Raw genomic sequence first — 12826 nt, forward strand, 5'->3', positions numbered from 1 at the left:
TGTTATCATTATACCATACTTATCGAACTTCTAATGTTCAATAACTATAATAACGCTGTCACTTCAAAGGAGAATCCTATGCTGGACAACAGAACCGAGACCTTCCTAACCGTCTGCCGGGAGATGAGCTTTACAAAAGCCGCCAGAGCGCTTCACATATCACAGCCCGCCGTGTCTCAGCACATACAGTATCTTGAGGACTACTACGGGACAAAGCTTTTTCATTTTGAAGGAAAGAAGATCTGTCTCACAGACGCGGGGCTTCTGCTCCAGAAGTCCTTCAACTCGCTTCGGAATAATGAAATATATCTGAAGGAACAGATCGCGATGCTCAAGAACAAAAGAAACACGCTCCGCTTCGGCGCGACGCTGACCGTCGGTGAATACATGATATCCGGGCCACTGATCCACTATCTGAAGTCTCATCCTGATTCGGACGTCACCGTCACGGTAGCCAACACGAAGAAGCTGCTAAGCAGCCTTGACAACGGTGAGATTGATTTCGCGCTGCTCGAAGGCAACTTCCCGCACACTTCTTACAGGCACCGCGCCTACCGCCAGGAACAGTTTATCCCGGTCTGCTGCCAGAGCCACGTCTTTGCCCATCCTCCCGCGGCGCTGCACGACCTGACGGCAGAAAGCCTCATTATCCGGGAACCTGGCTCCGGCACACGTATGATTATGGAACAGGCGCTGGAAGACGCGGATATCGCCCTGAAAGATTTTGCCAATATCATCACTATCGGTAATATGAATACGATAAAAGAACTAGTGACCGCAGACTGCGGCATAACGTTCCTGTACAAGACAGCCGTAAAAAAAGAGCTGGCGGACGGCATTCTAAGAGAAATAGAATTGCCATCCCCCGGCATCACACATGAAATATCGATCGTATGGAAAAAAAATAACCTCTTCGACGCTTCATTGGAACAGCTGTTTGAAGAGCTCTTCCTAACTTGATCAGATGTATTTTTTTCCGTGCTCCGACGCCTGCAGACGCGTCATCGCCCTTGCAAGAGAAGCCTGCGACAGATGGTACTCCTGTATGCTCTGCTTCTGCCTCAGGCGTTCCCTGGCTCGCTCTTTCGCCTCCCTGGCGCGCAGCACATCGATATCTTCCGGACGCTCTGCGGAGTTGACCAGGATAGAGACGCGGTTGTTCATTATCTCCGCGAACCCTTTGGATACGACTGCCTCGATCCATTCCCCTTCCTTCGTCTGCAGCCTAAGTTTGCCGATTTCTACTGCCACCACCATATTCTCATGATGGGCAAGCACCCCCATCTGCCCTTCGGGTGTAGGAAGGATAACGGTCTGGCAGCGGCCCTCGAAAAAGACTTTGTCACTGCATATGATCTTCACGAAAAATGTATTCATGTTCTCTTACACTTCCTTTTCCGCTTTTTCTTTTACCTCTTCCATCGTCCCTACATTGAAAAAGGCGTTCTCCGGATACGCATCCATCTCTCCGTCGATAATCGCTTTGAATCCGCGCACGGTCTCCTCAAGCGGCACGTATCTTCCCTTGACGCCGGTAAATGTCTCTGCGACAGAGAAAGGCTGCGACAGGAACTTCTGGATCTTCCTGGCGCGGTTTACCGTCATCTTGTCTTCTTCCGACAGCTCCTCCATGCCGAGTATGGCGATGATATCCTGCAGCTCTTTATATTTCTGCAGTATCTCCTGCACTTTTCTGGCTACCTGATAGTGCTCCTCCCCTACGACATCCGCCTCCAGTATGCGGGACGTGGATTCCAGAGGATCTACCGCCGGATAGATCCTCTGCTCTACGATCTTCCTCGACAGGACTGTCGTTGCATCCAGATGGGAGAATGTCGTCGCAGGGGCCGGGTCTGTCAGATCATCCGCAGGTACATATACTGCCTGCACAGATGTGACGGAGCCGTTCTTCGTGGACGCTATCCTCTCTTGAAGCGCTCCCATCTCCTGGGCCAGCGTAGGCTGGTATCCGACTGCGGATGGCATACGGCCAAGGAGAGCGGACACTTCCGATCCAGCCTGCACAAAGCGGAATATGTTGTCGATGAAGAGCAGTACATTCTGGTGCTCCTCATCCCGGAAGTATTCCGCCATCGTAAGGCCGGTCTCCGCCACACGCATACGTGCCCCCGGCGGCTCGTTCATCTGGCCGAACACGAGCGCGGTCTTGTCCAGGACCCCCGACTCCCGCATCTCTGTCCACAGGTCGTTTCCTTCTCTGGAACGCTCGCCCACGCCGGTAAATATGTAATACCCACCGTGTTCAGTGGCGATATTGTGTATCAGCTCCTGTATCAGTACGGTCATACCCACACCGGCACCGCCGAACAGGCCTATCTTGCCTCCCTTGGCATACGGAGTCAGCAAATCGATCACTTTGATACCCGTCTCCAGCACTTCCACCGCCGGGCTCTGCTCCTCGAATCCGGGCGCCTTCCTGTGGATCTCCCACCGTCTGCTGCCGTCTTCCATCTCTTTTTCACCGTCAATGGCCTCGCCAAGCACATTGAACAGACGCCCGAGCGTCTGCTTACCTACCGGCACCCTGATTCCTGAACCTGTAGCGGTCACTTCCATACCTCTGTACAATCCGTCGCTGGATGCAAGCATGGTGCAACGGGCGATATTGTTGCCTGCGTGCTGTGCCACTTCCATGACGGAACGGCTCCCGTTATTGTCAACTTCCAGTGCATCTTTTATGAACGGAAGGTCCTCTCTGCTGTCAAATTCTACATCGACGACAGGCCCCATGACCTGTACAATTCTTCCTTTTGTCATCATCTCTGGCTTCACTTCCTTTTCTGTGCATTGGCCCCGCCGATTACTTCTGTAAGCTCCTGTGTAATATCAGCCTGCCGCACACGGTTATAAGTTATATTTAATTCACCCAGCATCTGGGACGCGCTGTCGGTGGCATGCTGCATCGCCTGCATACGTGAGCTGTGTTCGCTGCAGTACGACTCGACGAGACATCCGTATATGATTCCGTTTACATAATTTGGCACGATGCTGTCCAACACGTTGTGGGCGGACGGATACAGCGTAACGGTTTCCCTGTATACCCCCGACAGATAAGGCATGTTCTCCGGCGTAAAGTCCATCCGCTTGAGCGGGAGCAGCTTTATCGTCTCCGCCTCCTCCTGCATGGCATTCTTCATCCTCGTATAGATGATGTAGATATCATCCAGTTCTCCGGCCTCAAACAGATCCGTCATCTTTGCCGTTATGAGGCGGGCCCTGTGCATCGTCGGATACTGCACCGTATACCGGAAGTCCGTATCCACCTCCAGACCATCTTTTTTGGAAAAATACTGCCGCCCCAGCTCCCCGAGAACGAACAGCCTGTGCCTTCCCGGTTTTCTAAGCATCTCCTCCGCAAGCCGGATCACGTTGTGGTTATAGGCGCCGGCCAGCCCCTTGTCGGCTGTAATGACGATACATCCCGTCTTCCTCTCATCCGGAGACTTCTTCTGGCGTCCGTCTAAGAAGTGGCTGTGCATGTCAGGGACATGCCTCAGTATCCTGGCAATCTCAGCCTGCATCGCATAGAAGAACGGTTCTGTGTCCTGGAGCTTCTTTTTCGCCTGCTTCATCTTAGAGGAGGAGATCAGATACATCGCATTCGTGATCTTCTTGGTCTCCTGGATACTGGCCATCCGTTCTTTCAGTTCTCTTGCATTTGCCATAGTTACACCTGCTCATCTGTTTTCTTTATATTCTCCGACCGCTTTCAGAATCTTATCTGTCAGCGCATCGTCGAGCGTCTGCCTCTCTTCTATCTCTTTCCCGATTTCTGGATACGTCTTCCCGATATAATCCAGCATACCTGTCTGAAATTCCTTTATGTCCTTCGTGTCCACATCAAGAAGCACTTTATGGGTCGCCGCGCAAAGAGTAATAACCTGTTTATGCAGGCTGAGCGGATGGCACAGAGGCTGTTTCAGGAGCTCCGTGAGGCAGGCGCCGTATTTCAGCTGCATTTTCGTGGCCTCATCCAGGTCTGAACTGAACTGTGTAAAGGACTCCATCTCACGGGACTGGGCCAGATCGATACGCACGCTGCCGGAAGCTTTTTTCATCGCCTTCGTCTGAGCTGCCCCTCCTACACGGGATACGGAGAGTCCCACGTTGACCGCAGGACGCATGCCGGCATTGAACAAGTCGCTCTCCAGGAATATCTGGCCGTCTGTAATGGATATGACATTCGTAGGAATGTATGCAGATACATCCCCCGCCTGCGTCTCGATAATCGGCAGAGCGGTGATGGAACCCCCTCCCGCCTTTTCGTTCAGGCGGCTGCTCCGCTCAAGAAGACGAGAATGCAGGTAGAAGACATCACCCGGATACGCTTCCCGGCCAGGGGAACGTCCGAGAAGGAGGGAGATCGCCCGGTAGGCCACTGCATGCTTTGACAGGTCATCATACACGATCAGCACGTCTCTTCCCTGATACATGAAGTATTCTGCCAAAGCTGTTGCGGAATAGGGCACGATGTACTGAAGCGGCACACTCACAGACTTACGTTCCACGATACCGGGAGCCTCCTGCTCCACAGGCCGGTAGCCGTCCGCCTCGATACCGCCCAGTCCGTCAATCGGCGCTCCTAGTGCATCCACGATTCTTCCGATATATTTCTCACCTACCGGGATTCCTGCTCTCTTTCCGGTACGTGCAGCCTTGCTCCCTTCTTTTATATCAGAGTCGTCCCCGAAGAGAATGCAGCTTATCTCATTCTGCCGTATGTCCTGCACCATCCCTTTCAGGCCTGTCTCCAGCGTCACGATCTCCCCATACATGGCATGGTCTATGCCATAGATGGAGGCGATCCCGCCGCCGACCGAGACCACTGTGCCGGTTTCCTTGTCTCTGCTTACTGTATCATAATTCTCTATCTCTTCTCTTAAGATCGAGATAATTTCATCTGCGCTGATTGCACCCAATCTCATCACCTCCGGGTTAATTTTTGTTCCAGCCTTTTTAATCGGCCCTGCACGGTATAGTCATATTCTCTGCCGTCCACATGCAAGAGGAACCCTCCAATGAGCGACTTATCCTCCCGCATCTTCCAGCGCACGCCGGATGACTTGCATTTCCTGCATATGACCTGTTCCATCTTTGCAAGACGTGCTCCCGCAGGAGGTTCGGCATAGACAAGGCTGGCTGCCACTATTCCTGCTTTCCTCTCCATCCGCTCTCTGTATACGTCTATACTTTCGGGTACATATCCAATCTTTCCATCATCTGCCGCAACCTTCAGCAAGCTTCTCACCGCAGCCGGGAATATCCGGTCTATGACACGGTGCTTCGCCGCTTTCATGCGGCGCATCGTCTGTTCTCTCTCCGCACAGATGGCAGCCCTGGCTGTCTGAAGCATTCTGCCTGACTTGGCGTCGGCGTCACTTACGATGCGGTCATATTCATTCTTCGCATCCAGCTTAGCCTGTTCGATCAGCTTTCTGGATTCTTCCTTGGCGCCATTAAGAGACTCTTCATACCGCCTCTTAAGCTCCAGCGCTTTTTCCTGTTCCTTCTGTGCATGTTCAATCCTGTCCGCAATCATGGCTTCTCTTTTCTCCATGATACCGGTAACTGGACGGATCAGAAGATAGCTGTCGCCTCTGCGAGTGCACACCCGAGAATCAACGTCTTGCTTATCTTGCCTTCTGCCTCCGGCTGCCTTGCGATAGCGTCTGTCGCCTTTCCCGTTGCAATCCTGATGCCGATTCCTGCACCAAGTCCCGTCAACACTGCAACCCCTGCACCAATAGCTATAATCGTACCCATCATAATTCTTCTTTATCTCCTTTTCTACTTTTTACTATTCCTTTTGCTATTCCATTTCCTCATTCATAAATAGTGCCGTGAGGAATACAAACACATATGCCTGTAACAATCCGTCAAATATATCAAAATAAAAACTAAGCGGTATCGGTACAAGCAGCGGAACCACAAGCTTAATCAGTTCCATTACGACAAAGCCCCCGAGCATATTGCCAAACAGCCGCATACAGAGCGAAAGCGGCCTGATAAAGACCTCCAGCACCATGATGGGCGCGACTACGGGGACCGGGCTGGCGAAATGCTTCACCCAGTGCTTCCCTCCGTTCTTTCGGATACCTGAATATTCGATCAGAACCATGCTCATGACTGCCAATGCGGCCGTCACGTTCAAGTCTTTTGTCGGAGGTTTGAAGCCAAGCAGCCCTATAACATTAGAAACTGCCAGGTAGAGGGCTACCGTAATCAGATAAGGCATGTACCTCTTATTTTCCTTGCCGATGATCCCTTCAAAGAAATCCTGCGCCCATCCGATGGAAGATTCCAGTGCAAGCTGCAGCCTGCCAGGGTGTTCAACGCTCAGGTTCCTCACAAATACAACCGACAGGACCGTAAGTACCGCCATGATCAGCCGTGTTACGACAATGGATTCATCCACAGCAATACCGCCAAATACCGGAATTGTAAAAACGGTCTGGCAATTCAACTCTTCCAGCAGATTCTTTGTCAGCTCTTCCGTAATATCCCCTTCCTTCATGTCTTTTTTTCTGTAATGAAATAACTGCTTGCCATCTCGTTCAGAAGGCGGGTCTCCTGCCGCTCTTGAGAATGGGGCGTGCTCTCTTCCAGCACTTTGATACGGTCGTCCGGGTGTACATTCGGACAGATCTCTTCCCGCAGGAGACGGGAATAATTATTGCTCCCCCCGGCTTCTATATATTTTGAAAAGTAAGACAGGCCTTCAATAATACTCATGCTCTTCTCTCTGGAATGCATCAGGGCCGACAGCTCTTTCGCAGGCATGAACCTTGCCAGCAGAACAAGTATGGCGGCTGCGGACAGCAGCGCCAACGTAAAGATCCCTATACGATACTCTGCCGAGAAGGGAGAACATACTTCCCTGTACGACCACAGTCCCATAGCTGCCACGGCCAGATCATGGACTGCGCTCATCATCCATCACCTCTTCATCTTTGTTGACGCCTGATACCGCGTCTCTCGAGTCTGCTATCTGGTTCAGCACTGTCATATGATTCTTCAGTATCGCGATGTAGCCTTTCTTTCAATGGCCTGCACCTGAATCGTCGGAGAAGTGCCCCGCTCTACATGAATGCCGAACTCTCCGGTAGACCCGGTGACGGTGTTCTGCTCATCTCCCTGGATCCCCATTGACACTACCGCATCCAGCTTATCTATCTGTTTATAGCCCCCGTTTTCCGACAGGGTGATATTCCCCTCTGATATGTCAAATGCTCCCGGAGTAGCGGCAACGCTTGAACGCTGCCGTTCTCTGCCAGCATCACCCTGCGCCTGGATGAAGCTTGTGTTTTTCTCATATCTTCCACCTTCACCGCATTCGGGCAGCCATTTGCTTAATCCGCCTCAAATTCACTTTCTCCTCGCCGTTCATAGTCCTTGGACCTATGCCCTTTAGCGCCGCAACCCACGTCCTGTGTGCGGATGATGGAACTGCTGATCTCCTCGCTCGTCCGCAACTTTTTTCTTCCTTCCGTCATCCTCGCAATAATTTTACAGATTTTATCCGAGCGTGTCTTAGACACATCTAACGTGTCTAATGCTTTTTTTCGGTTCTTCCTTAATTTGTTTGTGTTTGCGCAGAAAAGATTCGGCTGCTTTGAAGGCAAAAAAACAGGCGCGGCATGCCTGCTGCACGCTGTGCCTGTTCTCGTTTTTTAAGATTAGAATATATTGCGTATCCCTTTCAGGTCATCCCCATATTCCTGCTGCATGAGGTCCGTAAATTTGTCGGCGCTCTTATAGAAGTACATGTCATGTCTGACACACTCTGCCGCAAGGGATATCATAGGCCTGCTCTCTGTCCAGATCACCTCGGCAATCGTGTCGCTTATGATCTGTCCAAACACTACTTCGCTCCTGTCCGACACGAGTGTAATCCAGCGTCCTCCCATCTCCTTTTTTTTCTCTTGCCCCATACCGTGCCTGCAATACTTCTTAAGAGGAATCTCCTCCTCTTCTTTGGCTCCAAATATGACGACACCGAGCCTCAGCCCCTTCTCTTCCAGCTTCCGGACGTCATCCAGGATGCATGGGAGATCCTCTGTCCAGATCTGTAGAAGCAGCTCCTCCTTCGTCTTTCTGATAATATCTCTGCATTTGGCGAATACATTGCCATTCGTCCTGATATGCCAGATATAGTCCAGATTCGTCTTCTGAGGAAAGATGCTGAGGCGCTCTTTTAAGTCCGACAGGACATTCTTAGTCTCATCTTCAACCCGTTCCGCCACCTCCGTCATCGGGACTGCTGCGTATTTGTTGTTGCTTTCATATTCTGTGTAGAGTATGAAGCCTTTCTGGATGAGCGATTCCAGTATATTGTATATCTTGGAACGTGGCACCCCCGCCAGCTTTCCTGCCTCATACCCGGACAGGCTGCCGTTCTGCAGGAGCGTAAGATAAACTTTGGCCTCTGCATCGGTCAGTCCGATCTTATTGAGCATTATGATTTCATTATCCATGGGGAGCCCTCACCTGCCTAGAAATTTGCCTTTACGTATAGTTCTTCCGGGATACATCTTGATACTGATATGCGGCATATTGCGTTCCTACTTCTAGTTCCAGTTGGTGCCGACACCGGCTGCCACTGCCTTCTCATAGATTTCCTTGGCTGCCACAAGATCCTGCGTTGCAACGCCTACCGTCTCAAACACGATGATTTCATCGTCATGTTCACGCCCTGCGATCTTGCCTCTTATTACATCGCCAAGGTCGCCCGTAAAGTCATCCTTTGTAATGATCCCTTCTTCAAGCGGAATAAGGATATCGCCGGACTCTGATAATACAGCATCCTCGGAATCAAAATATATCTTGGACGCACGGGTAAGGATACGTGGATCCATCTCCTGCATATGATGCTGGTAGGCGCCCACACAGCTTATGGTGGCCCCATCCTTCACCTTTGTCCCGTCGAATACCGGTTTGGAAGATGGTGTAACTGTAATCAAAAGGTCCGCACCCTCAACCGCTTCATCAGAAGATCTGACTGCCACGATCTTCGTGCCATAGTCCTTAAGCTCCTCCTGCATACGGGCCGCAAATTCCTGCGTACGTTCATAGTTCAGGTCATACACCCTCACTTCTTCCAAATCACGTGCAGCCATCATGGCCTCGAGCTGTGTCGCCGCCTGACCGCCGGTCCCGATAAGCGCACCGATTCTGGCATCCTTCCGTGCAAGCACGTCGAACGCCGCGCCAGAAGCCGCACCCGTCCGCAGCTGTGTCACATATGTACCGTCCAGCACTGCCGTCACGATTCCTGTCTTGCCGTCAATGAGCAGCACCTGTGCCGGTGATGACGGTATTCCATTGTCTATATTATGTGGGAATATGTTGATAATTTTCAGCGATGCCGTATCCATCTCTTCAACATAGGCGGGCATGAACAAAAAGCAGCCGTCATGCTTGGGCGCCTGGATATTCGTGCGCAGCGGCGCGTCACACTTCCCTTCGACTACGAGCCGAAACGCCTTTTTGTCTGCTTCGATCGCGTCCTTGATCGTAAATACTTTTTTGATATCCTCTCTGGATAATAACAGCATATCGTACCTCCTTTTTTACTAAATGGATATTTTTTATATTTAGTAACTCCTTTTGGGGTATATTATAATGCGTCTCCCTTCCCATTGTCAATACATTCACATTAATTCAGCACAATTCTGATTATATAATATCCTTTCAGCACTTGCGGCTTTCAAAATAGATGAACCGGTCAATCGCATCGAGAATATCCTGGAAGTCTTCCCTTGATGCAAGGTCAATATAGTCCGTGAGCAATTCTATCTGCCGGATTCAGATACCGGCAGCCAGAATGTGAATCTCGTTCCTTCATCCAGTCTGCTCTCTGCCTGGATCCTTCCCCGGTGGACCTTCACGATCCATTGTACCATCGGCAGCCCCAGACCAACCCCCCTGCGCCCGTCTTTTGTCCGCACGGCATCTGCCTGGTAGAACCGTTCCCATATATGCGGCAGGTCCTCCTTCTTTATGCCGCACCCGTCATCCTCCACACAGCCTTTTACAAAGTTCCCATCACAGGTGAGAGATACCAGCACGGTTCCGCCTTTCTTCCCGTAACGTATGCTGTTTTCCAGGAGATTTATAAAAAGGCGCATCAGCATTTCTTCACTGCCCCGTACCTTGAGGCTCGGGCTGATGTCCGTCACAATCCTGATACCCTCTGCTTCCGCCTTTTCTCCCATCTCTTCTGCAGTCAGCTGAGCCAGGACGCTCATATCGACTTCCTTCATCTGAAGCTTCTGTACGCCGGCTTCCCCCCGCGACAGTACAAGGAGCTGCTCTATCAGGTCCGACATTCTGCCCACCTGCTTAAGGATAACCGACAGGCTTTCCTGCATTTCTTCTTTGGAGGTCTCCGGCATCAGGGCAAATTCACTCTCTGATGTAATCACAGACACCGGTGTCCGCAGTTCATGGGATACGTCCGCCGTGAATACCCGTTCCCTTTCCAGCGCCTCCTCCACCGGCTTCAGCGTCCTGCCTGTGATGACATAGCCTCCTACGATGGCAAGAACTGCCAGAACAGGGGTGATGTCCAGCACAAGGGTCAGCAGAACCTGCCCCATCATAGACAGGTCGCCTGCCGATCCCACGGCCCGGAACCAGATAATCTGCCCTTCCGTCCGATAGGCTTCATCATAAGTAATCCATTTTCTATCTACTGATGAGACGCTCTGCACTTCACCGCTTTTTAGCACCGTGTCTTCCGGAAAATGCACAGGCACATTGCCTTCCCTCAGCTTGCCCCCTTCATCGTATATGCTGAAGCTCACGCCATCATCATAATATTCCGTGTCCTCTTCCGTCTCGTAGCCGTCCGCATGTATGTCAATCTCCTCCATAAAGTCATGCAGGCTTTCCTTCAGGTTCCCTTCCGCTCTGTTCCATGACACTTTTTCAGCCGTGAATACGAGAGCGGTCAGAGGCCCTACCATAAGCAGGAGTATGATCAAAGCATACCATAGTGTTATCTTCATCCTTACTGCGTTTCGTTTCATACTTCTTCCCTCAATACATATCCTTTTCCTCGTACCGTATGGATCAGCTTCCCTTCATGCCCTTCCTCTATTTTTCTTCTGAGATATCTGATATACACGTCTATCATATTGGAGCCACCGATATAATCATAATTCCATACATGTGCCTCGATGGCTTCTCTTGTTAGGACGCATCCCTTGTTGCGCAGAAGATACTCCAGAATCTGGAATTCTCTTGCGGACAGGTCGATCTCTGCATCCCCTCTGTGCACCTGGTGTGTCCTTATATTCATCGTAAGGTTTCCCGCGCGCAATACGTTATCCAGTTCGACGGACTGGCTGTTCCTGCGTATCATCACACGTATTCTGGCCAGAAGCTCTTCAAATCCAAACGGCTTCACCAGATAGTCATCGGCACCCAGGTCAAGCCCGCGCACCCTGTCCTCAATCGCGTCTCTGGCTGTGAGGAACAAGACCGGCGTGCGTTTCCCTTCCCTGCGCATCGTCTTCAGGACTTCTGTCCCTGGCATGCCTGGAAGCATGATGTCCAGGATCACAGCATCATAGTCCGTCTGCCTGATATACTCCAGCGCCTCAGCACCGTCGCCCACGCCGTCTGTACTGTAATGTTCCTTTTCCAGCCTTTTTCTAATCACATTCTGAAGATTTCGTTCGTCTTCTACTACAAGTATACGCATATTACCTCACCTCTTTGTCTTATTATAGTATAAAAAGATGAAACTCTCATTAAAATATATTTAAACTTATATTTTAATGTTGTTTTAATTTTTATACTATAAGATAGGCGTATCAAAAGAAAAGGAAGGTATTCATATATGAAAAGGAAACGTATCATTACAGCAGCAGGATTAACTCTTGTATTAGTATCATCCGTACTGACAGGATGTTCTGACGGCCATGAAGACAAACTGGAAGATAAGGTAGAAAAGCTGGAGCAGCAGGTGACGGATCTGGAGCGCAAGAACGCAGGCACCGGTTCTGATAGCAACGGTACGGACAGCAATGCTTCCGGTGCCGACACACAAGGGCAGGATGGCTCCACATCTGCCGGCAGCGCTGATTACGATACACTCAAATCCGCAGTCGAAGCCGCCGCGGAGAAGGTTAATTCAGCCGCTCCGTCCGGTACGGCCGCCGAACAGCGGGAACAGTTCTATACATTAAAGAATGAGCTGGACGATATCGACCATCAGCTGGACCTCTATGATGATAATCTGGAAAATGAGTACCGCAGCGGCTCACTTGACGCTGCTGCGTACAGGCAGCAGGAAAAAGACATCGACGCTCTTGAGGATATCCTTGATACTGCTGAAGACAAGCTGGAGGTATTGTTTGGAATCGACGACTGATTTGCGGACAGGGCAGTTGAACAATAGCATATCTTTCTATTATCGTAGGAGCGGGACTGGAAAGTCCCGCTCCTACACCCTCTTTTCCCCCAAAGAGCTAACGTAACGATGCTACAGGATTCACTGGCGATTTACTGTTGACATTTATTGATTGGCAATTTAAATTTACATATCAATCTTTTCTTCATTTTTTACAAAATACTGGTAAAGCTTACGCAAATCTTCCTCTTCACTTGCCACAATCTCCAGATGCAAATCCTCGCATCTGGAAAATATCTGAGCGATAGACAAATACTGGCAAAGCTTAGACTTCAGGTTCAGACGATCCCCTTCTCCGGTCAGAAGTTCCACCCGCCCTTTACAACTGTCGACTACTTCGAAAAACTCTGGTATGTTTGTTACATTTTCGATTTTCATAGACTCTCC

Annotated in this window: 17 protein-coding genes; 2 read left to right on the top strand and 15 right to left on the bottom strand. The window is 50.6% G+C overall.

Annotated elements, in window-relative coordinates; genetic code table 11:
* Positions 1-78: 78 nt before the first annotated feature.
* A complete protein-coding gene (locus E1963_RS12725) occupies positions 79-960 on the top strand; it encodes a LysR family transcriptional regulator (protein WP_132278512.1) in 882 nt (293 codons plus the stop codon).
* Here E1963_RS12725 and atpC read toward each other — a convergent pair whose 3' ends face one another.
* The 14 genes from atpC to E1963_RS12785 all read right to left on the bottom strand — a co-directional run bounded on the left by atpC (position 961) and on the right by E1963_RS12785 (position 11728).
* The gene (atpC, locus tag E1963_RS12730; RefSeq protein WP_132278514.1) at positions 961-1377 is read right to left on the bottom strand and encodes an ATP synthase F1 subunit epsilon; all 417 of its coding nucleotides are present in this window, start codon (positions 1375-1377) and stop codon (positions 961-963) included.
* Positions 1378-1383: 6 nt separating this feature from the next.
* Complete coding sequence (gene atpD / locus E1963_RS12735) at positions 1384-2778, bottom strand: F0F1 ATP synthase subunit beta (RefSeq protein ID WP_132278616.1); 1395 nt, start codon at positions 2776-2778, stop codon at positions 1384-1386.
* Between the two features lie 11 nt (positions 2779-2789).
* Positions 2790-3686, bottom strand: coding sequence for an ATP synthase F1 subunit gamma (gene atpG, locus E1963_RS12740; protein WP_132278516.1), 897 nt, complete (start codon positions 3684-3686; stop codon positions 2790-2792).
* A gap of 12 nt (positions 3687-3698) precedes the next feature.
* The gene (locus E1963_RS12745) at positions 3699-4940 is read right to left on the bottom strand and encodes a F0F1 ATP synthase subunit alpha (protein ID WP_201272038.1); all 1242 of its coding nucleotides are present in this window, start codon (positions 4938-4940) and stop codon (positions 3699-3701) included.
* Between the two features lie 5 nt (positions 4941-4945).
* Entirely contained in the window at positions 4946-5578 is a 633-nt protein-coding gene (locus E1963_RS12750; RefSeq protein ID WP_132278520.1) for a F0F1 ATP synthase subunit delta, read from the bottom strand.
* A gap of 20 nt (positions 5579-5598) precedes the next feature.
* Positions 5599-5784, bottom strand: coding sequence for an ATP synthase F0 subunit C (gene atpE / locus E1963_RS12755; protein ID WP_132278618.1), 186 nt, complete (start codon positions 5782-5784; stop codon positions 5599-5601).
* Positions 5785-5830: 46 nt separating this feature from the next.
* Complete coding sequence (locus tag E1963_RS12760) at positions 5831-6493, bottom strand: F0F1 ATP synthase subunit A (protein ID WP_132278620.1); 663 nt, start codon at positions 6491-6493, stop codon at positions 5831-5833.
* 38 nt (positions 6494-6531) lie between these two features.
* Positions 6532-6954, bottom strand: a complete 423-nt coding sequence (locus tag E1963_RS12765) for a hypothetical protein (RefSeq protein ID WP_132278522.1) — start codon at positions 6952-6954, stop codon at positions 6532-6534.
* Between the two features lie 81 nt (positions 6955-7035).
* The gene (locus E1963_RS21325) at positions 7036-7167 is read right to left on the bottom strand and encodes a hypothetical protein (protein ID WP_262201157.1); all 132 of its coding nucleotides are present in this window, start codon (positions 7165-7167) and stop codon (positions 7036-7038) included.
* 203 nt (positions 7168-7370) lie between these two features.
* Complete coding sequence (locus tag E1963_RS19450) at positions 7371-7559, bottom strand: hypothetical protein (protein WP_145964187.1); 189 nt, start codon at positions 7557-7559, stop codon at positions 7371-7373.
* Between the two features lie 138 nt (positions 7560-7697).
* Positions 7698-8495, bottom strand: coding sequence for a TrmB family transcriptional regulator (locus E1963_RS12770; RefSeq protein WP_132278524.1), 798 nt, complete (start codon positions 8493-8495; stop codon positions 7698-7700).
* A gap of 93 nt (positions 8496-8588) precedes the next feature.
* Entirely contained in the window at positions 8589-9575 is a 987-nt protein-coding gene (locus tag E1963_RS12775) for an ornithine cyclodeaminase family protein (RefSeq protein ID WP_132278526.1), read from the bottom strand.
* Positions 9576-9812: 237 nt separating this feature from the next.
* Positions 9813-11051, bottom strand: a complete 1239-nt coding sequence (locus tag E1963_RS12780) for a sensor histidine kinase (protein WP_132278528.1) — start codon at positions 11049-11051, stop codon at positions 9813-9815.
* Positions 11048-11728, bottom strand: coding sequence for a response regulator transcription factor (locus E1963_RS12785; protein WP_132278530.1), 681 nt, complete (start codon positions 11726-11728; stop codon positions 11048-11050). Before E1963_RS12785 ends, E1963_RS12780 begins: the two co-directional genes overlap by 4 nt.
* 138 nt (positions 11729-11866) lie before the next feature.
* Here E1963_RS12785 and E1963_RS12790 point away from each other — a divergent pair, with 138 nt between their 5' ends.
* Positions 11867-12400 (top strand): hypothetical protein, encoded by a 534-nt coding sequence (locus tag E1963_RS12790; RefSeq protein WP_132278532.1) that lies wholly within the window; start codon positions 11867-11869, stop codon positions 12398-12400.
* Positions 12401-12565: 165 nt separating this feature from the next.
* On the opposite strand, the gene E1963_RS12795 is transcribed toward E1963_RS12790, so the two are convergent.
* Positions 12566-12817: a polya polymerase gene (locus E1963_RS12795; protein ID WP_132278534.1), complete on the bottom strand. Its 252-nt coding sequence runs from the start codon at positions 12815-12817 to the stop codon at positions 12566-12568.
* Positions 12818-12826: the final 9 nt, after the last annotated feature.

The sequence above is a fragment of the Extibacter muris genome (assembly GCF_004345005.1).
Lineage (GTDB): Bacteria > Bacillota > Clostridia > Lachnospirales > Lachnospiraceae > Extibacter > Extibacter muris.

What these genes read in the sequence shown, in the direction of transcription:
- E1963_RS12725 (WP_132278512.1), top strand. Translation starts at nt 79, where the DNA reads ATGCTGGACAACAGAACCGAGACCTTCCTAACCGTCTGCCGGGAGATG.
- atpC (WP_132278514.1), bottom strand. Translation starts at nt 1,377, where the DNA reads ATGAATACATTTTTCGTGAAGATCATATGCAGTGACAAAGTCTTTTTC.
- atpD (WP_132278616.1), bottom strand. Translation starts at nt 2,778, where the DNA reads ATGACAAAAGGAAGAATTGTACAGGTCATGGGGCCTGTCGTCGATGTA.
- atpG (WP_132278516.1), bottom strand. Translation starts at nt 3,686, where the DNA reads ATGGCAAATGCAAGAGAACTGAAAGAACGGATGGCCAGTATCCAGGAG.
- E1963_RS12750 (WP_132278520.1), bottom strand. Translation starts at nt 5,578, where the DNA reads ATGGAGAAAAGAGAAGCCATGATTGCGGACAGGATTGAACATGCACAG.
- atpE (WP_132278618.1), bottom strand. Translation starts at nt 5,784, where the DNA reads ATGGGTACGATTATAGCTATTGGTGCAGGGGTTGCAGTGTTGACGGGA.
- E1963_RS12765 (WP_132278522.1), bottom strand. Translation starts at nt 6,954, where the DNA reads ATGATGAGCGCAGTCCATGATCTGGCCGTGGCAGCTATGGGACTGTGG.
- E1963_RS21325 (WP_262201157.1), bottom strand. Translation starts at nt 7,167, where the DNA reads ATGGGGATCCAGGGAGATGAGCAGAACACCGTCACCGGGTCTACCGGA.
- E1963_RS12770 (WP_132278524.1), bottom strand. Translation starts at nt 8,495, where the DNA reads ATGGATAATGAAATCATAATGCTCAATAAGATCGGACTGACCGATGCA.
- E1963_RS12775 (WP_132278526.1), bottom strand. Translation starts at nt 9,575, where the DNA reads ATGCTGTTATTATCCAGAGAGGATATCAAAAAAGTATTTACGATCAAG.
- E1963_RS12780 (WP_132278528.1), bottom strand. Translation starts at nt 11,051, where the DNA reads ATGAAACGAAACGCAGTAAGGATGAAGATAACACTATGGTATGCTTTG.
- E1963_RS12785 (WP_132278530.1), bottom strand. Translation starts at nt 11,728, where the DNA reads ATGCGTATACTTGTAGTAGAAGACGAACGAAATCTTCAGAATGTGATT.
- E1963_RS12790 (WP_132278532.1), top strand. Translation starts at nt 11,867, where the DNA reads ATGAAAAGGAAACGTATCATTACAGCAGCAGGATTAACTCTTGTATTA.
- E1963_RS12795 (WP_132278534.1), bottom strand. Translation starts at nt 12,817, where the DNA reads ATGAAAATCGAAAATGTAACAAACATACCAGAGTTTTTCGAAGTAGTC.